Origin of the sequence: Frigidibacter sp. MR17.14 (assembly GCF_037095735.1) — a bacterium.
GTDB lineage: Bacteria > Pseudomonadota > Alphaproteobacteria > Rhodobacterales > Rhodobacteraceae > Frigidibacter.
In genome coordinates, this window is record NZ_JBAWKD010000004.1 from 152563 (window position 1) to 178305 (window position 25743).

The window sequence follows — 25743 nt, forward strand, 5'->3', positions numbered from 1 at the left end:
GGCCCGGTGCCGTCCGCCGCCGAGGAGAAGCCGCCAAGCCGCGCCGCGATCTCGTCCAGCGTCGGGCGGGGCCCCGGCGGCACCGTCTCCAGCGCATGGCGCATCGCGCGCAGATGCTCGGGCATGGTGCCGCAGCAGCCGCCGATGATCCGCGCGCCCGCGTCGCGGGCCAGCACCGCGTAATCGCCCATCAGCTCTGGCGTGCCGTCGTAATGGATGTGCCCGTCGTGATAGCGCGGGATGCCGGCGTTGCCCTTGGCCACCACCGGCCGCTCGGACCCGGCCGCGACGAAGCCCAGCACCGTGCGCATCAGGTCCGAGGCGCCGACGCCGCAATTCGCCCCGAAGGCCAGCGGCGGATGCGGCAGGCGCTCGACCAGCGCCGCGAGCTGCGCCGAGGTCACGCCCATCATCGTGCGCCCTGCGGTGTCGAAGCTCATCGTGCCGACCCAGGGCATGCCGGCCAGCCGCGCCGCCTCGGCCGCGGCCTCGAATTCCTCGGGGGCCGAGATCGTCTCGACCCAGAGGACGTCGGCGCCGCCCTCCTTCAGCCCCTCGGCCTGTTCGTGGAACATCTCGATGGCGCCGGCACGGGTCAGGCTGCCCATCGGCTCCATGATCTCGCCGGTCGGACCCATCGAGCCCGCGACCACGACCTCGTGCCCCGCGGCATCCGCGATCTCGCGGCCAAGCTCGGCGGCGACACGGTTCAGCTCGCGGGTGCGGGATTCGGCGGCGTGCAGTTTCAGGCGGCTTGCGTTGGCGCCGAAGCTGTTGGTCAGGAACAGGTCCGATCCGGCCTCGACCGCGGCGCGATAAAGGCTGCGGATGTTGTCGGGGCGGTCGACGTTCCACAGCTCGGGCGCCTCGCCCGCGGTCAGCCCCATGTTGAAGAGGTTGGTCCCGGTCGCGCCATCGGCCAGCAGCCAGTCGCGTTTGGCCAGCATCTGCGACAGCCGGTCGGTGGCGGGGGTGGTCGTCTTCTGCATCGGGTCCTCCGTTCGGCCGAAACCTGCCGTCCTCTCCCGAGCCATGCCATGCCCGGCCCGGCATGGCAAATCCGGAAGCGACCTTCATCGGCCGCGGACGCCTCCGGCGGGAGTATTTCGGCCAAGCCGAAGCGGATCAGGGCCTGCCGAGGGGCTCGGGCCGGTGCACGGCGCGGGTGATCTCGACGGCCGCGACCAGCAGCGCGACCGGGCCGGGGGCGGCGAGGTAGCGCGGTTCCCAGTCCGGGGCGAAGGCGCGCTTGAACTGCGCAAGGCCCGCCGTCTCGCGCCCCAGCCCGAGGCGCCGGGCAAGGGCCCAGAGCGGGCCGGGGGCGCGGGGATCGGCGGCGGCCGAGACGGCGGCGAGGCTCAGCCGCGGGATGCGGGCGGCACGGGCGGCGGCGATGGCCTCGACGATCAGCGCCTGCAGCGTGCCGTCGGGCAGGTCGGGGCCCGAGCGCATCAGGTCGAGCGTCCATTCCCGCGGGCCGCCGTGGAAGCTGGCGAAGGCGAGGATCCGACCGCCCGAGCGGGCGAGGAAGACCTGCTGCCCGGCGAGGTAGTCCGGGCAGAAACGGCCCGTCGAGAAGCCGCGCTCGCCGCCCCGGGCGCGGGCCCAATGCGCGGCGACCTCGGCCAGCTCTGCCAGCGGCAGCGGGGCTCCGGGGGCCAGACGCTCGATCGTGACGCCGGCCTTGCGGGCCTTGGCGATCTTGCGCCTGAGCCCGGCATGGGCGGGCGTCGCGGGATCGAAAGCCGCCGGAGCGATAACGGCCTCGGCGCCGATGCGCAGCAGGCGCCAGCCCGCGGTGCGGGCGCGGGCGGCGGCCCGCGGCCCGATACGGTAGAGCACGGGGATGCGGCCGAGCGCGCGGGCACGGGCGGTCAGCGGCGCCTGCAGGGCGGCGAAGGCGGCGGGCGCCGGGTCAAAGAGCGCGACCTGGCACTGCGCGGTTTCCGCCAGCAGCCACTGGTGGCGCGCGGTGGTGCATTCGGCAAGCCGGTGCTCGCCCTGCCGGCCCAGCAGGATCTCGGCCGGGGCGCGGCGATCCGTGGCCGGCGTGCCGCGCGGATGCAGGATCAGCACCGGCCGGGCGGGGCGCGGCGGGCAGAGCAACGCGGTGGCGGCACCGATCACCGCAGGACCGGCGAAATAGACGGCGCGCCAGGCGAGGATCGCGCCGATCAGCGGCTCGGCCGGCTGCTCGGGCAGCAGCGACAGGAACACCGCCTCGAAGGCGCCAAGCCCGGCGGGCGTGCCCGAGACGAGGCCCGCCGCGAAGGCCAGCAGCATCGCCGGCAGCATCTGCGCGCCGAGCCCGGCCGGCAGGCACCACCAGAGCGCAAGCGCCGCCGCCCCGAGGTCGAGGGCCGCCACCGCCAGAAGCCGGACGATCAACCCCAGCGGCGGCAGGCGGCGGCCGCGCAGGCGCAGCCCGGCGGCGCTGGCCAGCGCCAGCCCGCCAAGCAGCGCGATCACCAGACCGGCCGCCAGCGCGCCAAGGTCGGCGCCGTCGTGACCGGTTTCGGGGCCAAGCAGCAGCCAGACCGGCGCGGCGATCGCGGCCCAGCCGGCCAGGAACAGCAGGCTCGCGAGGCCGGTGACGGCGAAGGCGCCCTTCAGGCCAAGCTCGGGCAGCATCCGCCAGCGGGTCAGCGTGCCGGTCAGCAGGCCGAAGCCCAGCGTCTGCGCAACGGCGATCGCGGCTGCCCCGGCGGCGCCGGCGCGGGCCGGATCGGCCCCGGTGTCGAGCAGCGCATGCGCCATCCGGTCATAGCGCGACACCGCCCAGAAGCTGACGAGCGTGGCCGAGGCCGCGCCGATCCAGTGCGGCAGCTCGACCGCGGCCACCGCCTGCCAGAGCGCGACCGGATCGAGCGCGCGGGCGCGCCCGCCCAGCACCAGGATCAGCGCCCCCAGCGCCACGACCGGCAGCGCCTGCTGCAGCGCGATCCGCCGCAGCGGCAGTTCCGTGGCCAGCATCGCCGCCGTCAGTCCCCGAACCCTGTGTCGCATCGCCGTTCCCCTTCACCCGTGATGCGACGGGAGTGCGGCGAGTCAGGTTCAGGCCGGGTTAATCGGCTGGTGACGATTTCACGGCGGAAATGCGGCGGTTTTGCGGCGGCTCAGATCTCGGCGAGGATCTGGGCACGGGCCTCGTCGAGGCACAGCTCCATCCGGCCGCGGATCGTCTGTTCGTCGGCGCGCCCGTCAAGGTCGGCGGTCAGGCGGCGCAGCAGGTCGTCCTGACCGGGGGCGGCCATGTCGGCGCGCTGCAACTCGGCGGCATAGTCTGCGGCCTCGTCGGACGACTTGCCCATCAGCTCCGCCGCCCAGAGTGCGACCAGCCGGTTGCGGCGGGACGTGGCGCGGAACTGCATCGCGGCGTCATGGGCGAACTTGGTCTCGAAAGCACGTTCGCGGTCATCGAAAGTCGTCATGGCCATCCTCCCCGAAGGCTGCAACTCCCTGTGCTCAGGATGATCCCCGTCGCCGCGTCGCGCAAGCATGGCGTCTACGACCACGGGCGGGTCGCCCGTCGGGGGCGGGGCATGCTAGCCTGCGCGACGGGAGGATCGCAGATGGACAAGCTTGCACTGGTGTTCGCGGCGCTGCTGGCCGGGCCGACGCTGATGGCGACGGCGGCGCAGGCCGGGGGGCTGCCCTCGGCCGCCGAAGGCACCGTCGAGACCGAGGAGGGCGAGGCCGGCACGCTCAATCCGCAGGAGCTGTCGCTGTCGCATGTGATGGACAATGTCCGCGAGGGCAAGGCGGACATGATGACCTGCTCGGCGGGGTATCTGGTCACCAAATCCGGGCGCCACGCCATGGCACGCGAGCTGTTCGAGCTTTGCGCAGAGCAGGGCTGGACCGGCGCGATGACCTGGATGAGCCAGCTCGAGGACAACGGTCTGGGCGGTCCGATGGACAGCGCGGGCGCCGCCGAGTGGAACCGCCGCGCCGCCGAGGCGGGCGATCCGGTCGGCGCCTTCAACCACGGCGTCGACCTGATCCGCGGCTGGGGTACGACGCGCGACGTCGCCGAGGGGCAGCGGCTGGTGGATCGGGCGGCCGAGGCGGGAATTTCCGCCGCGCAGCGGCTGCGGGGCGCGGGCTACGACCTCGATGAGATCACGCCCGATGCCGACAACTGGAAATACCGTCCGGTGTTCTGAGCCGGCGCGGGCGTGATCACGGGAGGGCGCGGACCGCGTCGCGCCGGGCGATATCTCCATCCTGAGCGGTCGCCGCGCCATGCCGCCTGTTTTGCGTGGCCGTTTCCCTTGCCGCTGCGGCGTAGCGTGCCCCTCGCCGAAGCCAAGGTGGCGCGTGCCGCCGGCAGGAGGGTCCGCGCGCCGAAGGCACCGTCCCGTCTCGACGCCGAGTGATCACACCGGGATCGGTCGCGCAGGGTCCTATCCTTTTTCCGGCATAGGCGGTTCTCGTGTGAACCAACAGGAAAGGAACTCACCCTCGGCCCTGCGTCTGTCCCTTTTTTGGGGGGTAGGTCGGGCCGGACAGACGAGGCGAAGCGCGCCCCGGCCGCGCGAGGCGGTCAGCCGGTCAGGCGCGCGGGGCTGCCGGTCAGGGCGAGGATCCGGGTGGCAAGCCGCCGCGCCTCGGTGCCCGAATGGGTCACGAGCAGGGTGGCGAGCGGCTGCCCGGCCTCGCGGTCGGCGCGCAGATCCTCGAACAGGGCCAGGATCGCCTCGGCGGTGGCCTGGTCGAGGCTGACGAAGGGTTCGTCCATCAGCAGCAGATCCGGCTCTGCGGCGAAGGCGCGGGCAAGCGACAGCCGCCGCTGCTGGCCGAGCGAGAGCTGGTTGGGAAAGCGCGCGCCCAGTCCGGGCAACCCGACCCGCGCCAGCCAGTCCTCGGCCCGTCCGGGGGTGATGCCGGTCGCCAGCGTCAGGTTGTCGAGCGCCGAGCGCCAGGGCAGCAGCGCCGGTTCCTGGAACACCACCGCCAGTTGGGCGGCGGCGCGGCGCGTGCCGTCGAAGGCGCGGTCGAGCCCGGCGGCAAGGCGCAACAGCGTGGTCTTGCCGACGCCCGAGGGCCCCGTGAGCGCCACCGTCTCGCCGGCCGCGACCTCGAGCCGCATCGGCCCCAGCACCGCCCCACCGGGCCCCGCGCGGCGGATGTCGAGCGAGAGCGCAAGCGGACGCGCCGGGGTGGGACCGTCGAACATCAGCTTCCCGGCGTCCAGAACACGCCCTTGGGCAGAGTGGTAGCCTTGCCCACCAGCTCTTCGCCGCCCAGCGAGGCCATCAGTGCCAGCATCTTGCCGGCCGCCTCTTCGCTGACCGGGCCGTCCGCGGGGATCCCGGCGATGTAGCCGGCCTTCAGCGCCTCGAACTGGGCATCGTCCTCGGCATTCATCATCGGGCGGAGCCGGTCCCAGGCGTCGGCCGAGGTGGCGAGCCGCTCCTTGGCCTGTTTCGAGGCGGCGGCGAGGGCCTTGGCGACCTCGGGATGATCGCGCACCACCTCGCCGCGCAGCACATAGCCCAGCAGCGGCGTGTCGGGATCAAGCCCCAGAGCGCGGCCGGCCTCTGTGACCGAGAGCAGCTCGCGCATCCCGGCGGCCTGCATCTTGGCGCCGAAATGCCAGAAGTTCAGGGCCGCCTGCACCTCGCCCGAGAGGGCGGCCTTGTAGATCAGGGGCGGCGCGCCGAAGACCTGCTCTGTCGTGGCGGCGAGGTCGATCTTCTCCTGCTGCTCTGCATAGGCGCGCAGGATCAGCCAGCTCTTGTCGACCGGCCCGCCGGCGATGCCGATCTTGCCGCCCTTGAGGTCGGCAAGGGTCTTGGCCGGGCTGTCCTTGGGCACCATCAGCCCGCCGACGGCGCGCGAATAGGGGATGAAGACCAGGTCCTTGCCATCGGCGCGCTGCCGCGCCACCCAGAGCCAGTCCGAGACGATCGCGTCGACCTCTCCGGCCTGCAGCGCCACCTGTCCGGCGGGGCCGACGGCCACGTCCTGCACCTGAAGCTCGATCCCGTTCGCGCGGTCGAAGCCCTCGTGGCGGATGGTGTCGACCTCCCAGTTGACGGTGCCCGAGAGCTGCAGGCCCAGTTTCAGCACCGGCAGGTCGGCCGCCGCGGCGGGCAGCGCGAAGACCGCAGAGGCGAGGGCCCCCACGGCGATGCGGCGGAACGCGCCGCGGAAACGGATGGCGATGGTCATGGTCTCCTCCCCCTGACGCGGCCAGTCTAGGCCCCGCGCGAGGGGGGCGACATAGGACTTATGGGGGAGGGGCGTTAAGCCCGCGTTTAGGCCGGCGCGACCATGCTGAAGCGGTGCTGTCAAGGGCCGCCGGAGTCGTACGACCAATGTGCAATTCCCCGCGAAGGCTCACGGTGTCGTTATGAGGCAGTGCTCCCCGCGGCCGGGAACCGCGGGTTTGGAGAGGGAGGAAAGCATGAACAGATTCGTGATGGCCGCGGTCGCGGCCCTTCTCAGTGTGGGCGTCGCCCATGCCGAGGTGACCGAGCAGGATCTCGCGAACGACGCGACCTCGACCGACAATGTGCTGACCAACGGCATGGGTCGCGGCCTGCAGCGCTACAGCCCGCTGGAGACGCTGAACAAGACCAACGTGAAGAACCTAATTCCCGCCTGGGCCTTCTCGCTGGGCGGCGAGAAGCAGCGCGGCCAGGAAACCCAGCCGCTGGTCTATGACGGCGTGATGTATGTCACCGGCTCCTACAGCCGTCTCTGGGCCATCGACCTGAAGACCGGCAAGGAGCTTTGGCAGTTCGATGCCCGCCTGCCGGAAGGCATCCTGCCCTGCTGCGACGTCATCAACCGCGGCGGTGCCATCTACGGCAACAACATCTACTTCGGCACGCTCGACGCCCGCATCGTGGCGCTGGACCTCAAGACCGGCGACGTGAAGTGGAACAAGAAGATCGCCGAATACAAGGAAGGCTATTCCTACACCGCGGCGCCGCTGATCGTGGACGGCCTCGTCATCACCGGCAACTCGGGCGGTGAATTCGGCATCGTCGGCGAGGTGCAGGCCCGCAATGCCGAAACCGGCGAGATCGTCTGGACCCGTCCGACGATCGAGGGGAACATGGGCACCCTCAACGGCAAGGAGTCGACCATGACCGGGACGCTGAACGCGACCTGGCCGGGCGACATGTGGAAAACCGGGGGCGGCGCGACCTGGCTCGGCGGCTCCTACGACGCCGACACCGACACGCTGATCTTCGGCGCGGGCAACCCCTCGCCCTGGAACAGCCACCTGCGCAACGCGGGCACGCCGACCGAAGGCAACAAGGGCGACAACCTTTATGCCGCCTCGCGCCTGGGGATCGATCCGAAGACCGGCGAGATCAAGTGGCACTACCAGACCACGCCGCGCGAGGGCTGGGACTTCGACGGCGTGAACGAAGTGGTACCCTTCGTCGACAAGGACGGCAACAAGCGCTTCGGCACCGCCGACCGCAACGGCTTCTTCTACGTCCTGAACCGCGAGGACGGCGCCTTCGTCCATGCCACGCCCTTCGTGAAGAACATCACCTGGGCCAAGGAGATCGGCAAGGACGGTCGCCCCGTCTACAACGAGGACAACCGTCCCGGTGATCCGGCCAAGGCGGCCGACGGCGAGAAGGGCCAGCAGATCTTCGCCGTGCCCTCGTTCCTCGGCGGCAAGAACTGGATGCCGATGTCCTACAGCCAGAAGACCGGGCTGTTCTACGTTCCCTCGAACGAATGGGGCATGGACATCTGGAACGAGCCGATCACCTACAAGAAGGGCGCGGCCTACCTGGGCGCCGGCTTCACCATCAAGCCGCTGTTCGAGGATTACATCGGTTCGATGAAGGCGATCGATCCGAACACCGGCGACATCAAGTGGGAATACAAGAACCCCTCGCCGCTGTGGGGGGGCACGATGAACACCGCCGGCGGTCTGGTGTTCTTCGGCACGCCGGAAGGCGAGTTCAAGGCGCTTGATGCCGAGTCCGGCGAGGAGCTGTGGAGCTTCCAGACCGGCTCGGGGATCGTCGGCCAGCCGATCACCTGGGAACAGGACGGCGAGCAGTATGTCTCGGTCGTCTCGGGCTGGGGCGGGGCGGTTCCGCTCTGGGGCGGCGAGGTCGCCAAGAAGGTGAACTACCTCAACCAGGGCGGCATGGTCTGGACCTTCAAGCTGCCGAAAGCGATGGCGTCCAACTGACGTCCCCCGCTTCCTGACAGGCAACGCCCCCGGGATCCCTCCCCCGGGGGCGTTCGCATGTACGGGGGGCAGCGGCGGGCGGCGCGGACATAAGACCTAAGGGGTATGTCGCGGCGGGGGCTCGCTCTGGTAGCGTTCCCATGACAGGATCGTGATGCAAGTACTGGACGGACCATGATGGAAGCGAAGCCGGCGATGACGATGGAGCGGAGCCTGCATTCGGCGCTGATCGTCGACGATCACCCGCTGTTCTGCGACGCGCTCTCGATGACGCTGAGCGCGGCGGTGGGCATCGCCGAGATCGAGACGGTGGGCCGCCTTGAAGAGGCGCTGGGCCGTGTCGCCCGCGCGCCGATGCCCGATGTGATCGTGCTCGACCTGAACCTGCCGGACGTCAACGGGCTCGACGGGCTGATCCGGCTGCGCACCGCGGCGCTGGACACGCCGATCGTCGTGGTGTCCTCGCTGGCCGAGCCGCGGGTGATCCGCGCCGCGATCCGCGCCGGCGCCACCGGCTTCGTGCCCAAGCATTCCCCGCGCGAGGTGTTCCGCGCCGCCTTCGACACCATCGCCAAGGGCGGCATCCATGCCCCCGAAGGCGCCTTCGACGGCGACGAGGGCGAAGCCTCGCCGCGCGAACAGGCGATCATCCGGCTGTCGCTCTTGACCCGCCAGCAGGCCAAGATCCTGCAGCTGATCTGCGCGGGCCGGATGAACAAGCAGATCGCCTGGGACCTGCAGATCGCCGAGACCACGGTGAAGGCGCATGTCACTGCGATCATGCGCAAGCTGGGCGTCCAGAGCCGCACGCAGGCGGTGCTTCTGGCACAGGAAGCCAGCTTCGCGAACCTCTTGCCCGAGGATTGAAAACCGCCGATGGTCGTTCGACCGAGGGTGCCCGACCGGGGAGGGGACGGCGCCGCGATCTGGTTCCCGGGGTGACCTTGGGGGGAGGGACCCGATGACAGCACATGCGCAGGCGGCGCTGCCGCCCGCCGTGACCGACCTGATCCGCAGCGCCGACGTGCCGGCGTTCCGGCCCGATGCCGGGCGGCTGATCGCCGAGCGGCTGGGACCGGGCCCCTTCGCGCTGGTGCTGCTGTTCCTTTCGCCCGAAACGGATTTCTCGCGCCTGCGCGCCAGCCTTGCGCAGGCGATGCCTGGTGTGCGCATCGTCGGATGCACCACCGCCGGCGAGATCTCGGAGCGCGGCTATGACGAGGGCACGATCGTCGCCGTCGGCCTGCCCACCGCGCATTTCGCGGCGGAAACCGTGCCGATCCCGGATCTGGACGATTTCGACCCGCAGGACCTTGCCACCGGCCTTGTCCGCACCCGCCAGTCGCTGGCCCGCCGCTCGCGCGGGTTCACCCATGAATTCGCCTTCCTGCTGGTCGACGGGCTGTCGGTGAAGGAGGACGAACTGGCGGCCGCGCTGGCGCAGGGGTTGGGGCCGGTGCCCCTGTTCGGCGGCTCGGCCGGCGACGGCACCCGCTTCCGCGAGACGCTGATCCTGCAGGGCGGCCAGCTTCTGAAGAATGCCGCCGTCCTGTCGCTGGTGCGCACCGACTGCCCGATCCGGGTCTTCAACCTCGACCACCTCGTGCCCACCGAACTGCGCATGGTGGTGACAGAGGCGGACCCCGCCCGGCGCATCGTGCGCCAGATCAATGCCGAGCCCGCGGCGCGGGAATATGCCCGCATCCTTGGCAAGGACCCTGACCAGCTGACCCCCTTCACCTTCGCGGCCCACCCGCTGGTGGTGCGCGTCGGCGGTCGCCACCATGTGCGCGCGATCCAGCAGGTGGCCGAGAACGGCGATCTCGTGTTCTTCGCCGCCATCGACGAAGGGCTGGTGCTGACCGTGGCCGAGCCTTCGGACATGGCCGACCATCTGGCGGGCGAGCTGGCGGCGCTTTGCGAGCCCGGCGCGCCGGAGGCGATCCTTGGCTGCGACTGCATCCTGCGCCGGCTCGAGGCCGAGCAGAAGCAGATGAACGGCAAGCTGTCCGAGCTGTTCCGGCGCTTCAACGTCCGCGGCTTCTCGACCTATGGCGAGCAGCGCGGCGCGATGCATGTCAACCAGACCTTCACCGGCATCGCCTTCTATCCTCCGGGAGGCGGGAAGGCGGAATGACGATGCTGAGCGAGGGGCTGATCAACCCGGCCGACCCGCCCGAACGGCGGACCGAAAAGCTGCTGCAGATCTGCAACGTGCTGATGCGGCAGGTCGAGCAGGCGTCCGACAGCCAGGGGGCGGCCTATGCGCAGTTCCAGCGCGCCGCGATCCTCGAAGATCAGGTGCGCGAGCGCACGCGCGATCTGGAACGCGCGCTGGACCTGCTGAACGAATCGAACGCGCGCCTTGCTGCCGCCAGCCGGGCGACCGAGACCGCGCGCCAGTCGCTGGCCAATGCTATCGAGACCATCCAGGAGGGCTTTGCGCTTTTCGATGCCGAGGATGTGCTGGTGATGTGCAACTCCCGCTTCGGGATGCACATGCTCGATATCCGCGAGCGGCTGCGCCCCGGCCTGCGGTTCGAGCAGTATATCGAGATGGTCAGCCGCTCGCGCTTCCTCGAACTGCCCGAGGGCGAGGGGCCCGAGGCCTGGGGCGAGCGGCGGATGAAGCGCCATCACGACCGCCATGTGATCTTCAACGTCCGCATGATCTGGGACCGCTGGGTGCAGGTGTCAGAACACCGCACCCGCGACGGCGGCACGGTGATCCTGCAGACCGACGTGACCGACATCATCCGGATGGAGCGGCACGAGCGTGGCAAGCTGCTGGACGACCAGGCACGGATCGTGCGCGCGACGCTCGACCACATCAGCCAGGGGGTCTGCATCTTCGACGGCGACCTGCGGCTGGTGGGCTGGAACCAGCGGCTGGCGCATCTGCTGGCGATCCCGCTGAACCGCCTGCGGGTCGGGGTCGGGTTCGACATGCTGCTGGACCGCGCCCGGTCGGAATTCGTCTTCGGCGCCGGGGCGGATGCGGCGGTGCTGGAAAACTGGGTGCGCCGCGAAAGCCCGCGCCCGAGTCTGGGGTTCGAGATCCGCCGCGGCACCGAGATGATCATCGACGTCTCGGCGCAGGAAATGCCGGACCGCGGTTTCGTGATGTCCTTCACCGACATCACCCGCGAGCGCGAGGCGATCCTGGCCATGGCCCGCGCCAACGAGACGCTGGAAGCCCGGGTGATGGAGCGGACGCTGGATCTTGAGGACGCGCTGGCCAATGCCGAGCGCGCCAATGCCGCCCGGTCGCGCTTCGTCGCCGCCGCCAGCCATGACCTGCTGCAGCCGCTGTCGGCGGCGAAGCTGTTCGTGGCCTCGGTCGCCGATGACGTCGAAAGTCCGAAGGCGCGCACCACGCTGGAGAAGGCGCAGAACGCGCTGATCTCAGTCGAGGGGATTCTCGGCGCGCTGCTCGACATCTCGAAACTGGAATCGGGCAAGGCGGCGGTCGAGGTCGGGCCGGTCCGGCTGGGCCCGATGCTGGCGCAGCTGCGCGACGAATTCACGCCGCTGGCCGCGAAGAAGGGCATCCGCATCGACGTGCTGCCCTGTTCGGCGACGGTCTCGTCGGATGCGACCTACCTGCGGCGGATCCTGCAGAACCTGATCGGCAACGCGGTGCGCTATACCCAGAGCGGCCGGGTGCTGGTCGGCGCCCGGCGGCGCGGCGGCGGCCTGCGGATCGAGGTGCACGACACCGGCCCGGGCATCCCCGAACATGAGCAGGAAGCGATCTTCCGCGAGTTCCACCGGCTGAATGCCCGTGCCTCTGCCTCCGAAGGGATGGGGCTGGGCCTCGCCATCGTCGAGCGGGCCTGCGCGCTTCTGGGCCACCCGCTCGATCTGCGTTCGACCCCGGGGCGCGGCACCTGCTTTTCGCTCGGGCTGACGCAGACGGTGGCGCGGCGCGATGCGCCGGTTGCGGGGCTGGACCTGCCGGAACCGGCCGAGGATTTCGGCCCCGGCGAACGGATCGCGCTGCTGGTCGAGAACGATGCCGAGCTGCAGCGGGCGATGGCGCTCTTGCTCGAGAAATGGGGGGTGGCGGTGCTGAACGTCTCGTCCGGGGAAGAGGCGCTGGAGCTGCTGGAAGAGATCGGCATCGTGCCCGACGTGATGCTGGTCGACCAGCAGCTGGGCGAGGGGCTTTCGGGGATCGAGACGGTGCGGCTCTTGCATGCGCGCTATGGGCCGCGGCCGGTGCGGATCGTCACCGCCAACCGCTCGACCGAGGTCGCGAAGGCCTGCGCGGCGGCGGGGGTCGAAATTCTGTACAAGCCGATCGAGACCGAGGCGCTGGAGAGCTTCGTGATGGGGGCGCCGATCTCTTTGTAGGCGCGCCAAGGGGTTGATGGCGGCGCGGCGCGGCGCATATCAGGGCGTGAACCGTTGCAGTGCCCGAGGACCCGATGCCCTCCAGCGTGATGCCCGCCCGCGTGATGATCGTTGCCCATGGACAGCCCTCCGATCCGGCGCCGGCCGCGGCGGCGCTGGCGCGCTTCGCCGCGCGGGTGGCGGAGGGCCTGCCCGCCGGTACCCGTGTCGCCTCGGCCACGCTCGCGGAGGCCGATGGGCTGGAGCGGGCGGCGGCGGCGCTGGGCGACGGGGCAGGGCCGGTCCGTGTCTTCCCGATGTTCATGGCCCCGGGCTGGTTCACGCGCACGGCGCTTCCGGCCCGTCTGCTCGAAGCGGGGCTGGGTCCCGAGGCGGTGCGGATCCTGCCGCCCTTCGGTATTCTGGACGCGCTTCCGGATCTGGCGGTCGAGTTGCTGACGCAGGCTTTGGGCGCCGCCGGATGGGCGGCCGGGGAAAGCCATCTGCTGCTCGCGGCGCATGGCTCGTTCAAGTCGGCCGCGCCGGCAGAGATCGCTGCTCGGTTCGCGGCCGACCTGGCTGGCCGGCTCGGCCTTGCCGCGGCGGCACCGGCCTTCATCGACCAATCGCCCCGCATCGCCGAGGCGCGCGGCTGGCCGGCCCAAAGCCTCTGCCTGCCGTTCTTTGCCGCGAGCGGCGGCCATGTCGAGGATGACCTGCCGAAGGCCCTGACCGAGGCCGGCTTCCCGGGAATCTGCCTGCCGGCGCTCGGTCTTGCCGCCGCGGCGCCGGCGCTGGTCGCGGCCGCGATCCGCGCCTCAATCGCGGACGCCTGAGCCTCGCACGCGCGCTGCGCGGCCCATGCTGCAAAGCCGCATTTCGCCAGAGCGCCGGCCAACCGGTTGAACGGGTGGAATTGCTGCGCAGCGAGGAGGCGCGTGCTGCGCAAGGTTCGCTGCGCCACCGGGGGCCAAGGCCGTGCCCGACGGTATCAGAACTCCTCCCAGTCCCCGGTGGCGGGTTCAGACTTGACGGCAAGAGAGGTCAGGCGCCGCGCGGGGGCCGGCTTCGATGCTGCCGGCCGGGGCGGAACCGCGGGCGCTGCGCGGGCGATCTGCGCAGCGGCGCGGCCAGTCGAGAATTGCGCCATCGTCGTCGTCAGGGTTTCCGCCTCGCGGTTCAGCGAATGGCTCGCCGCCGTGGTCTCTTCGAACATCGCGGCGTTCTGCTGGGTGACCTGGTCGAGCTGGTTCACCGCCGTGTTGATCTCGCCCAGCCCGGCGGACTGCTCGCGGGCCGAGGCGGCGATGTCGGCAACGCAGCTGTAGATCTCGGTCACCGAGGTCTCGATCCCGGTCAGTGCCTCACCGGCCTGACCCACCAGATCGACGCCACGCTTGACCTGATGCGACGAGGCGGAGATCAGCCCGGCGATCTCGCGCGCCGCTTCCGAGGAGCGCTGCGCCAGCGCGCGGACCTCCGAGGCGACGACCGCGAAGCCCCGACCCGCTTCACCGGCGCGTGCGGCCTCGACCCCGGCGTTCAGCGCCAGAAGGTTGGTCTGGAATGCGATTTCGTCGATCACGCCCGTGATCCGGCTGATCTTGCCCGAGCTTTCCTCGATCTCGCTCATGGCGACGACCGCCTCGCGCACGACCTTGCCCGAGGTCTCGGCATTGCCCTTCGCCTGTTCGACCATCCGGTTTGCCTGGCCCGCGACATCCGCGGCAGAGCGCACGGAGGAGGTCAGCTGGTCCAGTGCCGCGGCGGTTTCTTCCAGCGTGGCCGCCTGCTGTTCGGTGCGGCGGCTGAGGTCGTCCGCCGCCGACGAGATCTCCCGCGCCTCGCTGCGGATCGCCTCGGCATTGTCGACGACCCCTTGGATCGCGCTCGAAAGCTGCTCGGTGGCCGAGTTGAAATAGCCGCGCAGCGCCTCGTAGTCGGCGTCGAAGGCGCTGTCGATCTTGGTGGACAGATCGCCACGCGCCAGCCGTTCGAGCCCCTGGCGCAGCTCTTCCACCACGTGCCGCTGCGAGGTCTCCATCGCCGTGCGCCGGCTGTCCGCCTCGGCCCGCTGGGCCAGGGCCTCGGTCACGTCCGAGCCGATCAGAACCAGCGACCGCAGCTGCCCCGCCGCGTTGCGCACGCCCGAGAAGCTGCCGGAGACCACCGTCTGGCGTCCGTCCTGCCGGCGCAGCGACAGCTCGCCGCTGACCGTTCGCCCGTCGCGCAACTGCTGCATCAGCGTGCCCGGGCTGCCACCGACCGTGCTGATCCGGTCTGCGAAGGTCTGGCCCCGCAGCGCCTCGAGACCTTGGCCCAAAGCGGTCGCGAAGCGTTCGTTCGCGGCATGCAGCCGACCCTCGGCATCGAACTCGGCACGCAGCTGCGCGCTGTCGATCCCGGCCAGCACCGCGGCCGAGCGCATCTGCTCGGTGATGTCGCGCCATTCGGCGACATAGCCGATCAGCGCCCCGTCGGCATCGCTGACCTGGTTCATCTCGATCTCGACATGGGAAGGGCCGAACCGCAGCTCGATCCGTGCCGGGAAGCGCATCTGCTCGGGGCGCAGGGCACCGCCGCCGCCGACGGCCAGCAGCTGGTCGAGCTGGGTGTTCGCCAGGGCGCGGGCATCGAAGCCGGGCATGCGCGACCGGATCGCCTCGGCCAGCTGGCCCAGCAGCGTCGCCGCGGCGGCGTTGGCATAGCGCACCGACAGGTCCGGCGCGCAAAGCATCATCGCCGCGGCACTCGATTCGAAGGCCGCGCCCTTGTAGCGCCCGTCGCGGATGCCGACCTCGGCCTCGGACAGGGACTGGCGGAACCGCTCGAGCGACCCGGCGATCGCCCCGATCTCGTCCCGCCGGCTGCGGTGCGGCACTTCCGAGGCGAGGTCGCCAGAGGCCACGCGGCGCATCGCGGCATCGACCTGCAGCAGCGGCTTCGAGATCATCAGCCGGAAGATCGGGATGGTGACGGCCAGGGTCACCAGCAGCATCACCCCGCCGCTGACGAAGGCGAATATCTGCGCGCCGCGGATCGCGGCCATGGTGGCATCCATGCTGGTCAGGATCACCACCGCCCCGGCGACCGAACGGTCCTTGCCGAAGAAGGCCGCGCGGGCATGCAGCTGGTTGTCCTTATCCTCGATGACGTCGGCCGTGTCGGCCAGGGCCCTGCGCGCCGCCTCTGCCATGGCCGGGACCGATGTGCCGCGGGTGGCGATGGCCTTGCCGTCGACCCCGTAGAGCCCGATGCCGGTGATGATCCCGTCACTTTTCGACAAGAGCGTATGGATCATCTCGTCCAACGCCTCGGGCTTGCCGAAATGCAGCGCCGCGCCGGCATCCGCCGCCACCAGCTCGCTGACCAGATGCCCGCGGTTCTCCGTGAAGTCGCGGGCGGTGCCGCCCGTGCTGGAGGCATCGTGCCAGGCGGCCACCAGCATGATCGCCAGACAGCAGCCGGTGATCAGCATGCCCGCCCGGGCGAGCACGGAATGGAAGAACGGGCGTTTCTGCAGGCGCTGGTCTGGGGACATCGGCGCTCTCGTTTCCGGGTCAGAGGCTTGATGCGTCGAAGCCGACAGTCATCGCGCCCAGGGGCTGGTTCGTCGCGGGGTCGACGATGGTCAACGAGACCTGCACGACCAGCAGGCCTGTCGAGTCGTCGAAGTCCACCTCGCCGAAATGCATGGCACCGACTCCTTTCGGGAAAGTTTCGGTGAATTTCGCCTCGTCGCCCTGCCACATGTCAGAGGTGACGTCGGTCGCCGCGACATTGAGCCCGTGATTGTCCATCAGGATCACCTCGACGATGCGGCCCTGCGCGGCGTGCTGATGCTCGCGCAGGAAGTCGGCCACCGGATTGGCAATCACGGCGTCGATGGTCGGATGGGTGCTGGCCTTGGTCTCGGCGGCCCAGGTGGCGTCGAGCCCCTCGATGGCGGCCGGGGTCAGGCTTTCGCGCTGGGTGTTGGCGGCGGCGAGGGCGGACAGGATGATCTTGTCCTGCGCCCAGGGCGCGATCGTTTCGGTCACCGCGGCGCGCAGCGCGGTTTCGCTCGCGGCCTCGGCGGCGCGGGCCGGGGCAGGGGCATGGACCAGCGTCGCCAGCCCCAGCGCCAGGCCCAGCATCAGCCGGCGGCGGGCAAGGCGGGGCAGGCGCCATTCGGGCAGGGCAAGGACGGGCATCTCGAGCACCGGCATCTCGATCGAGGGCATCTCGATCGCGGGCAGCGCGATGGCGGGCAGGCGGAAGCTGTGCAGGGTCATGGCGGTCTCCGGTTCCAAGGGGGGGGGCGGAAGTGCCCCGGCTTGGGAACGGGATAGCGCCGCGATGCTTGCGACCGGCTTAATTTCGGAAAAATTGTAAGGGCTTGGTGACCGGGGCGTTAACCAGTGTCAGCCAAGCTGGGCGAGGCCCGGGAACGTCTCGAGCAGCCAGAACGAGAATTGCGAAAAGCCGCCGGTCAGCATCATCAGGCCGATGGTCCACAGCAGCAGGCCCATGATCCGCTCGATCCGTTCCATGTGGCGCTTCATGAAGGCCAGCACCGGGCCCATCTGCGGGAAGAAGGCCGCAACCAGCAGGAAGGGGATGCCAAGGCCCAGCGCATAGATCGCCAGCAGCGCGGCCCCGCGGCCAAGGCTCGCGTCCTGCGCGGCCAGCGACAGGATCATGCCCAGCTGCGGGCCGATGCAGGGGGTCCAGCCGAAGGCGAAAGCCAGGCCCAGAACATAGGCCCCGAAGGCCGAGCCGCCACGGTCGCCCGCGTCGATCCGCGCCTCGCGCGCGAGGATGCCGATGCGGACGATGCCCAGGAAATGCAGGCCGAAGGCCATGACCAGAAGGCCCGCCAGCGTGTTGAACCAGTCCTGGTTCAGCAGGAAGAACCGCCCGAAGGCCGAGGCGGTGAAGCCCAGGAACAGGAAGACCGTCGAGAGGCCCAGCACGAAGAAGGCCGCGGCGGCCAGCGGGCGACGGCTGCGACCGCCCTGCATCTCGGTCATGCCGACCCCGCCCATGTAGGCAAGGTAGGGCGGCACGATCGGCAGCACGCAGGGGCTGAGGAACGAGAGCACGCCGCCCAGCAGCGCGACCAGCGCGGCAGGCAGGAAGGAGGCGTCGATGAGGTCGATCCCGAACATGGCCCTGCCATAGCCGAACCGCCCCGGCGCGTCATCCGGAATGCGCGCGGCTCACGCGAGCGTTTGACGCGGGTGCGCCCGGATGGCCTGTCAGCCCCGTGCCGGCAGCGGCCCGTCCTTCAGCGCATAGCCAAGATAGCTCGCCGCCAGCCCCGCGCGCCGCAGCCGCCCCGGCCCGGGCAGGCGCGCGGGCGGGGCGGCGATCAGCGCCGGTCGGTCCGACGCGGCGCCCGCCATCAGCCGCGCCGCCTGCAGTCCGCCGTAGGATCCTGCCGCCACGCCGTTCCCGTGCCAGCCGAAGGCCGCGTAGAGCCCCTCGGCCCCCGGCACCGGCCCGACATAGGGGGCAAGGCTGCCGGTCAGGCAGACGAGGCCCGACCAGCGGCTTTCGACCTCGACCCCCGCCCAGGCCGGGAACAGCGTGGCGAAATGGCGCGCGACGCGGGCATGGGTGCGCGCCTCGGGCACGGCGCGGGCCGAGAGCCCTCCGCGCATGCCGAACAGGAACCGCCCGTCGGGCAGGTGGCGGAAGTAATGCAGAAGGACCCGGCTGTCATAGGACATCAGCGGCGTGGTGAACCCCTGCGCCCTGCGTTCGGGCCCGCTCAGCGGCCGCGTCACCATCACCGCCGAGAAGGCGGGCATGTAGCGCCCGGCCATCCAGCCCGGCAGGTCCTCGGAGGAATAGCCGTTGGTCGCGATCAGAACCTGCCCTGCGACCAGCGCGCCGCCGGGCGTCGTCAGCCGCCAGCCGTCGCGGCAGGGCGCGAGGCCCGTCACCGGGCTTTGCCCATGCAGCACGACATCGGCGGCGCGCGCGAGCCGCGCCAGCCCCTGCAGGTAGGTCATCGGGTCGAGGGGGAAGCCCTCGGGCGTGATCTTCGCGCCGAAGAAGGCGGGCCCCGCGAGACCCCGCTCGGCGAGCGCCGCGCGGGGCACCAGCTCGCCCTCGCCCTCGGCAACGAAGGCGTTCCAGGCGCGCGGAGAATGGGCCAGCAGCACTTCGCCCTCGGGCCCCTGCCGGGCCGGGATCCCAGCGGCGTCGATCAGCCCCGCGACATGGTCGATGGCGGCGCGCTGCCAGCGCGCCCAGTCCGCGGCGCCTGCGGCCCCGACCCGCGCCGCGACCTGCGCCCCCGACAGCTTCGCGCCGCCGATGCAGCAGAACCCGCCATTGCGCCCCGAAGCGCCCCAACCGGTCTCGGCCGCCTCCAGCACACGCACGCCCCTGCCATGATCGCGGGCCAGCGCCAGCGCGGCATTCAGCCCGGCATAGCCCGCGCCGATCACCGCGACCTCGCAGCGCGCCGCGCCCGCCAGCGGCGCATCGGCGGTGAGCGCGACCGAGCGCGCCCAGTGGCTGGCCGGGAAGGCGGGGTCATAGGCGGGCGGGGCATGCAGGCGCTTCATGCGCCTTTGTCGCGCCGCGACCCGGCCGGTGCAAGCGGCGGGGCAAGCTGCGGCTTGCGGGGCGCGCGGCCCTCGCCTAGGCAGGAAGCGGACCGCCAGAGGGAGCAGACGGATGGCACTGGAAGATGCGAAAACGCAGGTCGACATGGCCTTCACCCGCCCCGATCCGCGCGGGCTCGCCTTCGAGAATGCCTTCGGCGGCGCCACCAGCTTCCTGCGCCGCCGCTACACCAAGGACCTCGCGGGCATCGACCTCGCGATCACCGGCGTGCCCTTCGACCAGGCGGTGACCCATCGCGCCGGCACCCGCTTCGGGCCGCGCGCGGTGCGCGAGGCCTCGACGCTGATGGCCTTCGACGCGCCCTTCGGCTGGGGCTACGACCCGCTCACCGAATTCGCCATCGCCGATGCGGGCGACCTCGCCTTCGACTATGCCAAGGTCGCCGATTTCCCGGACACGCTCACCGCCCATATCCGGGGCATCCTCGCGCAGGGCGCAGGCACGATCACGCTCGGCGGCGATCACTACATCACCTACCCGATCCTCAAGGCCTATGCCGAGACGCACGGGCCCATCCCGCTGATCCATTTCGACGCCCATTCCGACACCTGGGCCGATGACGACCTGACCCGGATCGACCACGGCACGATGTTCTACAAGGCGGTGAAGACCGGCGTCGTCGACGCGGCCCGATCGGTGCAGGTCGGCATCCGCACCGACAATCCCGACACGCTGGGCATCGCGCAGATCCCCGCGCGCGAGGTGCATGAACAGGGCGCCGCCCGCGTGGCCGAACGGATCAAGGCCATCGTCGGCGACCGTCCCTGCTATCTGACCTTCGACATCGACGCGCTCGACCCCGCCTTCGCGCCCGGCACCGGCACACCGGTCTGGGGCGGGCTCGCCAGCTGGCAGGTGGCCGCGATCCTGCGAGACCTTGCGGGCATCAACCTGCTGGGCGGCGACGTGGTCGAGGTCTCGCCGCCCTTCGACCCCTCCGGCGCCACCGCCATCGCCGGCGCCCATGTCGCGCTCGAACTCATCTGCCTCTGGGGCTGGACCCGCCGCAAGGGCTGATCGTCCCTTTCCGGCTTGGCGAAAATACTCCGGGGGAGCCCGGAACGGGCGGGGGCGGAGCCCCCTCTGCCCGCTTTCGCATTGGTCCAAATATCCCGGGGGAGTCCCGAAGGGACGGGGGCAGAGCCCCCCTCGCTGCCGTCCCGCCGGTGCCCTCACTCCGACCACCAGACCTCGGGCAGGAACCCCGGCCAGTCGCCGTAAAGCGGCACCGTCTCCGGGTGGTGCAGCCGCGCCTTGTGGGCGATGCGGTCGACCGGCGAATACCAGACCGGGATCACCCAGCGCCCGGCGGTCAGCACCCGGTCCAGCGCCTGCACCGTCGCGGTGAACTCGCCCGGGTCCGTCGCCTCGCCCATATGCGCGATCAGCCCGTCCACCGCCGGCGAGGCGATCCCCATCCAGTTCCGGCTTCCCGGCTGATCCGCCACGCCCGATCCCCAGTACAGCCGCTGCTCGTTGCCCGGCGACAGCGACAGCGCGCGGGTGTACCAGGCCATGCCGAAATCGTAGCTGTCCGTGCGCAGCACGTATTGCGCGGCATCCACGGTCGAGACGGTCGGCACGATCCCCAGCCGCGCCAGCGACTGCAGGTAGATGTCGACGACCTGCCCGGTCTCGGCCGCGCCCTGCGCCAGCAGGATCTCGAAGCGGAACGGCGTGCCGGCGGCATCCTTCAGCACCCCGTCCTGCACCGTCCAGCCCGCCTCTTGCAGCAGCTTGATCGCCCGGCGCATGTCGGCGCGGTTCACCGGCTCGTCGCTGCCGGCGGGCAGGGGCTCGCCCTCCAGCGTGCCGGGCGGCAGATCGGCGGCGAAGGGGGCCAGAAGCTCTGCCACCCGGCCCGTCGCGGGCCCCGCGGCCGCGGCCAGTTCGGAGTTCGAGAAATAGGACGCGATCCGCGGCGCGTCGCCCGCGTTCACCGTGCGGTTGATGAAGCCGTAGTTGAAGGCCAGCGTCAGCGCCTCGCGCACCCGCCAGTCGCGGAACACCGGCAGCCGGGTGTTGAACGCAAGCCCGGTGATGCCCGAGGGGCGGCGGTGCGGGATCTCTTCCTTCACCACCTCGCCCGAGGCCACGGCCGGCAGGTCGTACTCGCGCGCCCATTTCGCCGCGTTGGTCTCGCGCCAGACATCGACCGCGCCGGCCTTGAACGCTTCGAAGACCACGCCGCCGTCGCCGAAGTAGTCATAGCGGATCTCGTCGAGGTTCTGCAGGCCGCGGGTCAGGGGCAGGTCCTTCGCCCACCAGTCGGGGTTCCTGCGGAAGGTGATCGAGCGCCCGGGATCGACCGCCGCCACGACATAGGGGCCCGAGCCGATCGGCACCTCCATGCCCGAGGCCGCGAAATCGCGCCCCTCCCACTGCGACTTCTTCAGCACGGGCCGCATTCCCATCAGCAGCGCCAGCTCGCGGTCGGGCTCGGTGAACTCGATCCGGATCCTGCCGGGGCCGGGCGAGGTGATCGACTTCACCCGCGTCCAGGCGGTGCGATAGCGCGGATGCCCCTCTGTCCCCAGCGTCTGGTAGCTCCAGATCACGTCCTCGACCGTGACCGGCGAGCCGTCCGAGAACCGGGCCTCGGGGCGCAGGGTGAACTCGACCCAGCTGCGCGCCTCGTCGGTCTCGACGCTTTCCGCCAGCAGACCGTAGAGCGTGAAGGGCTCGTCGATCGAGCGCATCATCAGCGTCTCGGCGACGTGCAGGCCCATGCCCCAGGGCGCGCGGCCCTTTAGGATCCAGGGGTTGAGGGAATCGAAGCTGCCCGATTCGCCATAGACGATGCGCCCGCCCTTCGGGGCGTCGGGATTCGCGTAGGGCAAATGATCGAAGTCCGCAGGCAGGGCCGGAGCGCCGTACATCGCGATCCCGTGGGTGGGTTCGGCCAGCGCCGGCAGCACCGACAGGATCAGCGCGGCCCCGAAGGCCGCAAACCGCGATTGCGCACGGAGAATCACGCCTTGGTGAGCGTGAAAAGTCATTGGTTTCATTTCGGGAACAGTCCCAGCCTGCCATCTTCTGTTTCGGGGCAGGCTACCCCCCGCACCGTTGGGTTTCAAACTTTTAGCTTTGACCCGCCGGAGGATAGCGGTATAACGGCCCCACTGCTCGATAGGTTTCTTGCCTGTATGAAACCTGCCTCAACGACTTGGCGCTCGCTTCGGCGGGCGCTTTTTTTTGCCTTGTTCGCAAGGGCCGCGACAGGGTGCGGCTGGGGCGCGTCCGTGCCTTGCCAAGCGGCAGAGAATCTCCCCTAGAGAGCGTCATCACCCTTCGGTGAGGGAGCCGGCCCGGCCCCTGGCGTCGCGGGGCTGCGCCGTGCCGTCGCCGGCTGGGCGTCGCCGGGTCTGCCGCCCGGTCCACCGGCGGGACGCCGCGGTGCGGCGCGGACCGCGGGCCTGTGCGACTTTGCCCTGTTCTTCGCGCCTGCGGCATCTATCCTTCGCTCGAACCGACACGCAGGAGGATGCCATGTCGCTGCAAGGGAAGACCGCCATCGTCACCGGATCGAACTCGGGCATCGGGCTCGGGGTTGCGCGCGAACTGGGCAAGGCCGGCGCCAATCTCGTGCTGAACTCGTTCACCGACCGCGACGAGGATCACAAGCTGGCCGAAGAGCTGGCGGCGGAATTCGGCGTCACCGTGCGCTACATCAAGGCCGACATGTCGAAGGGCGACGAATGCCGCGCGCTGATCGAAAAGGCGGGCGCCTGCGACATCCTGGTGAACAACGCCGGCATCCAGCACGTCGCCCCCGTCGACCAGTTCCCGGTCGAGAAATGGGACGCGATCATCGCGATCAACCTGACCTCGGCCTTCCACACCACCGCCGCCGCGCTGCCGGTGATGCGCAAGGCGGGCTGGGGGCGGGTGATCAACGTGGCCTCCGCCCACGGCCTGACCGCCTCGCCCTTCAAGTCGGCCTATGTCGCGGCCAAGCACGGCATCGTCGGCTTCACCAAGACCGTCGCGCTGGAAACCGCGCGCGAGCCGATCACCTGCAACGCCATCTGCCCGGGCTACGTGCTGACGCCGCTGGTCGAGGCGCAGATCCCCGACCAGATGAAGGCCAACAACATGGGCCGCGACGAGGTGATCGAGAAGGTGATGCTCGACCGCCAGCCCTCGAAGCAGTTCGCCACCGTCGAACAGATGGGCGGCACCGCCGTCTTCCTGTGCTCGGCCGCGGCCGACCAGATCACCGGGACCACGATCTCGGTCGACGGCGGCTGGACCGCGCTCTGATGGCCGAGGACACGCCCGAGGACAAATCCGGCGACAAACCCGCACGCCGTCCCCGCAAGGCGGCGGCGCCCGCAGCCGCGAAGCCGCCTCGCAAGCCGCGCGCTGCGGCAGCAGGCGCCAAGCCAGCCCCGAAGGCCGCGTCGAAGCGCGCGGCGAAGGTGCTGACCGGCGAGGGGCAGGGCGGCGGCGCCTCGGGCAGCCCGGTCACCCCCGAGGGGGCCGAGGCGATGGCCAATGCCGGAAGGCCCGCGCCGCTGTTCGCGGACGGGCCGCGGCGCATCAGCCTGGCCCTTCAGGGCGGGGGCGCGCATGGCGCCTTCACCTGGGGGGTGCTCGACCGGCTGCTGGAAGAGGAAAGCCTGGAGATCGCGGCGATCTCGGGCTGTTCTGCCGGGGCGCTGAACGGCGCGGCGCTGAAATCGGGCTGGGCGACCGGCGGTCGCGAGGGCGCGCGGGCGACGCTCGACTGGCTCTGGGAGCAGATGGGCGCGATCCCCGACCTGTCGGTCGGCCACTGGATGATGACCTTCCTGCCGGGCCCGGCGATGACCGCCAAGATGCTGGAAGCGATGTTCCCCTTCCCGATCTTCGAGGCGATGACGACGGCGGTCAGCCCCTACGACCTGCCGATGTGGCAGAACCCGCTGGAGAAGGTCGTCGACGCCTTCGCCTGGGACAAGGTCTGCGCCAAGGACGGCCCGCGCTTCTTCGTCTCGGCCACCAACGTCCGCACCGGCAAGATCCGGGTCTTCACCGATGGCGAGGTCGATACCCAGGTGATCCTCGCCTCGGCCTGCCTGCCGACGCTGTTCAAGGCGATCGAGATCCCGGACGCGGTCACCGGCCGGACCGAGGCCTATTGGGACGGCGGCTATGCCGGCAACCCGGCGCTGTTCCCGCTTTACGACCGCGACCTGCCCGACGACGTGGTGATCGTGAACATCAACCCGCTGGTGCGCGAGGACATCCCGGTGACGGCGCAGGAAATCTCGAACCGGGTCAACGAGATATCGTTCAATGCGTCGCTTCTGCGTGAACTTCGCGCCATCGGCTTCGTCAAGCGCCTGATCGCCGAGGGCATCGTCGCCAAGGGCGCGATGAAGGACGTGCGGGTGCACATGATCGCCGACGACGCGCTGATGCAGTCTCTGTCGGCGATGACCAAGCTGCTGCCGACGCCGACCCTGCTTGCACAGCTGAAGGCCGCGGGGCGCGAGGCTGCCGAGGCCTTCCTGAAGAAGGACGCCCGCCTGATCGGCGAGACGGCCTCGGTCGACATCGTGAAGATGTTCGGCTGAGCGGGCGCTCAGCCGAGCGAGGTGGTCGAGATCGACTCCTGCGTCGGCATCACGTCGGGGGTGAAGACCGGCGCGCTGGGCGCGGGGGTGGTGTAGGCCGGCGCGGGCGCGCTGTTGCCGAAGGCGCCGACGCCGCCGATGGGGCCGTTGCAGGCGGTCAGGGCAAGGCCCGCGCCGAGAAGGGCTGCGATGCGGATCGGTGTCATCTTGGGTCGGTCTCCTTGGAAGGGTCGCTGCCCGGGGCCGGGCGCGGCGGCGGGTAGACGAGACCCGCCGAGATGATGAGTTTCGCCGCATCCTCGATCGACATGTCGAGGTAGCTCACCTGGCTTTCCGGCACATAGAGCAGGAAGCCAGAGGTCGGGTTCGGGGTCGTCGGCACGAAGACCGAGATCAGCGGGTCGCCCGGTGCCGAGCGCGCGGCGATCTCGCCCTTGGCGACGGTCGAGACGAAGCCGAGCGCCCAGACCCCGGTGCGCGGATATTCGACGAGGCAGGCCTTGTCGAACGAGGTCTCGTTCTGGGCGAAGATCGTCTCGGCGATCTGCTTGATCCCGGAATAGACCGAGCGGACGATCGGCATGCGGTCCACCAGCGCCTCGGCCTGCCGGATCAGCGAACGGCCGAAGAAGCCCTTGGCGAAGAAGCCGATGATGATGGTGAACAGCAGGAAAAAGATGACGCCGACCCCGCGCAGGTCGATGCCGATGTAGTGTTCGGGCCGGAAGCGGTAGGGCACCAGCGGCAGCACCCAGCCGTCGATCCAGCCGGTGACCGACCAGATCAGCCAGATCGTCAGTGCGATCGGCAGGATCACCACCAGGCCCGCCAGGAACGACGCCCGCAGCGCGCCGAAGAAGCCGTGGCGGCGCGGCGGATGCGGGGGCGGGATGAGGGGCGGGATCTGGGGCTTGTCTTCGGTCATCGCTTTGGGAGGTCGCGGAAATCGCCTGGCCGCCGGACCTTAGGATGACCGCCGGCCCCGCACAATGGCCAAGCGGGGCCGCCGGGCGAGGGGGCCGAAGGCAGGTGCGGGGGGAGGCGCGCCTC

21 protein-coding genes are annotated in these 25743 nt (G+C 70.4%); 9 read left to right on the plus strand and 12 right to left on the minus strand.

All coding sequences use genetic code 11. From position 1 onward, the window contains the following. From bmt to V8J36_RS12960, 3 genes are all read right to left on the minus strand, one after another. Positions 1-989 (minus strand): betaine--homocysteine S-methyltransferase (gene bmt, locus V8J36_RS12950; RefSeq protein WP_336467715.1); only part of this gene is annotated, 989 nt, incomplete at its 3' end. Positions 990-1125: 136 nt separating this feature from the next. Then, positions 1126-3006, minus strand: a complete 1881-nt coding sequence (locus tag V8J36_RS12955; protein ID WP_336467716.1) for a phosphatidylglycerol lysyltransferase domain-containing protein — start codon at positions 3004-3006, stop codon at positions 1126-1128. 110 nt (positions 3007-3116) lie between these two features. Beyond that, positions 3117-3431, minus strand: coding sequence for a DUF1476 domain-containing protein (locus V8J36_RS12960; protein WP_336467717.1), 315 nt, complete (start codon positions 3429-3431; stop codon positions 3117-3119). A gap of 141 nt (positions 3432-3572) precedes the next feature. Here V8J36_RS12960 and V8J36_RS12965 point away from each other — a divergent pair, with 141 nt between their 5' ends. After that, positions 3573-4166 carry a tetratricopeptide repeat protein gene (locus tag V8J36_RS12965; protein WP_336467718.1) on the plus strand — a complete coding sequence of 198 codons (594 nt, stop codon included), beginning with the start codon at positions 3573-3575 and terminating at the stop codon, positions 4164-4166. 380 nt (positions 4167-4546) lie between these two features. On the opposite strand, the gene V8J36_RS12970 is transcribed toward V8J36_RS12965, so the two are convergent. Next, positions 4547-5179, minus strand: a complete 633-nt coding sequence (locus tag V8J36_RS12970; protein WP_336467719.1) for an ABC transporter ATP-binding protein — start codon at positions 5177-5179, stop codon at positions 4547-4549. Next, complete coding sequence (locus V8J36_RS12975; protein ID WP_336467720.1) at positions 5179-6177, minus strand: ABC transporter substrate-binding protein; 999 nt, start codon at positions 6175-6177, stop codon at positions 5179-5181. The genes V8J36_RS12970 and V8J36_RS12975 overlap by 1 nt, the downstream gene beginning before the upstream one ends. 235 nt (positions 6178-6412) lie before the next feature. On the opposite strand from V8J36_RS12975, the gene V8J36_RS12980 reads away from it, so the two are divergent. The 5 genes from V8J36_RS12980 to V8J36_RS13000 all read left to right on the plus strand — a co-directional run bounded on the left by V8J36_RS12980 (position 6413) and on the right by V8J36_RS13000 (position 13347). Further along, a complete protein-coding gene (locus V8J36_RS12980; protein ID WP_336467721.1) occupies positions 6413-8176 on the plus strand; it encodes a PQQ-dependent methanol/ethanol family dehydrogenase in 1764 nt (587 codons plus the stop codon). 174 nt (positions 8177-8350) lie between these two features. Continuing rightward, complete coding sequence (locus V8J36_RS12985) at positions 8351-9043, plus strand: response regulator transcription factor (protein ID WP_336467722.1); 693 nt, start codon at positions 8351-8353, stop codon at positions 9041-9043. 94 nt (positions 9044-9137) lie between these two features. After that, positions 9138-10313, plus strand: coding sequence for an FIST N-terminal domain-containing protein (locus V8J36_RS12990; RefSeq protein ID WP_336467723.1), 1176 nt, complete (start codon positions 9138-9140; stop codon positions 10311-10313). Positions 10314-10318: 5 nt separating this feature from the next. Next, a complete protein-coding gene (locus V8J36_RS12995; protein ID WP_336467944.1) occupies positions 10319-12532 on the plus strand; it encodes a hybrid sensor histidine kinase/response regulator in 2214 nt (737 codons plus the stop codon). A 74-nt stretch (positions 12533-12606) separates the two neighbouring features. Next, on the plus strand, positions 12607-13347 hold the full coding sequence (locus V8J36_RS13000; RefSeq protein ID WP_336467724.1) for a cobalamin biosynthesis protein CbiX: 741 nt from the start codon (positions 12607-12609) through the stop codon (positions 13345-13347). A gap of 155 nt (positions 13348-13502) precedes the next feature. On the opposite strand, the gene V8J36_RS13005 is transcribed toward V8J36_RS13000, so the two are convergent. The 4 genes from V8J36_RS13005 to V8J36_RS13020 all read right to left on the minus strand — a co-directional run bounded on the left by V8J36_RS13005 (position 13503) and on the right by V8J36_RS13020 (position 19071). Further along, positions 13503-16052: a methyl-accepting chemotaxis protein gene (locus tag V8J36_RS13005; protein WP_336467725.1), complete on the minus strand. Its 2550-nt coding sequence runs from the start codon at positions 16050-16052 to the stop codon at positions 13503-13505. Positions 16053-16071: 19 nt separating this feature from the next. Then, complete coding sequence (locus V8J36_RS13010) at positions 16072-16785, minus strand: hypothetical protein (RefSeq protein ID WP_336467726.1); 714 nt, start codon at positions 16783-16785, stop codon at positions 16072-16074. Between the two features lie 129 nt (positions 16786-16914). Then, a complete protein-coding gene (locus V8J36_RS13015) occupies positions 16915-17661 on the minus strand; it encodes a cytochrome c biogenesis CcdA family protein (protein ID WP_336467727.1) in 747 nt (248 codons plus the stop codon). Between the two features lie 90 nt (positions 17662-17751). Continuing rightward, on the minus strand, positions 17752-19071 hold the full coding sequence (locus tag V8J36_RS13020) for an NAD(P)/FAD-dependent oxidoreductase (protein ID WP_336467728.1): 1320 nt from the start codon (positions 19069-19071) through the stop codon (positions 17752-17754). Between the two features lie 112 nt (positions 19072-19183). On the opposite strand from V8J36_RS13020, the gene speB reads away from it, so the two are divergent. Further along, a complete protein-coding gene (gene speB, locus V8J36_RS13025; RefSeq protein ID WP_336467729.1) occupies positions 19184-20149 on the plus strand; it encodes an agmatinase in 966 nt (321 codons plus the stop codon). Positions 20150-20304: 155 nt separating this feature from the next. Here speB and V8J36_RS13030 read toward each other — a convergent pair whose 3' ends face one another. After that, positions 20305-22131 (minus strand): extracellular solute-binding protein, encoded by a 1827-nt coding sequence (locus tag V8J36_RS13030; protein ID WP_442902491.1) that lies wholly within the window; start codon positions 22129-22131, stop codon positions 20305-20307. A gap of 490 nt (positions 22132-22621) precedes the next feature. Here V8J36_RS13030 and V8J36_RS13035 point away from each other — a divergent pair, with 490 nt between their 5' ends. Both V8J36_RS13035 and V8J36_RS13040 read left to right on the plus strand, forming a co-directional pair. After that, positions 22622-23395 (plus strand): 3-hydroxybutyrate dehydrogenase, encoded by a 774-nt coding sequence (locus V8J36_RS13035; RefSeq protein ID WP_336467730.1) that lies wholly within the window; start codon positions 22622-22624, stop codon positions 23393-23395. A 227-nt stretch (positions 23396-23622) separates the two neighbouring features. Next, positions 23623-24693 (plus strand): patatin-like phospholipase family protein, encoded by a 1071-nt coding sequence (locus V8J36_RS13040; RefSeq protein WP_336467946.1) that lies wholly within the window; start codon positions 23623-23625, stop codon positions 24691-24693. A gap of 8 nt (positions 24694-24701) precedes the next feature. On the opposite strand, the gene V8J36_RS13045 is transcribed toward V8J36_RS13040, so the two are convergent. Both V8J36_RS13045 and V8J36_RS13050 read right to left on the minus strand, forming a co-directional pair. Then, on the minus strand, positions 24702-24899 hold the full coding sequence (locus tag V8J36_RS13045; RefSeq protein ID WP_336467731.1) for a hypothetical protein: 198 nt from the start codon (positions 24897-24899) through the stop codon (positions 24702-24704). Then, complete coding sequence (locus tag V8J36_RS13050) at positions 24896-25618, minus strand: DUF502 domain-containing protein (protein WP_336467732.1); 723 nt, start codon at positions 25616-25618, stop codon at positions 24896-24898. The genes V8J36_RS13045 and V8J36_RS13050 overlap by 4 nt, the downstream gene beginning before the upstream one ends. Between the last annotated feature and the right edge of the window lie 125 nt (positions 25619-25743).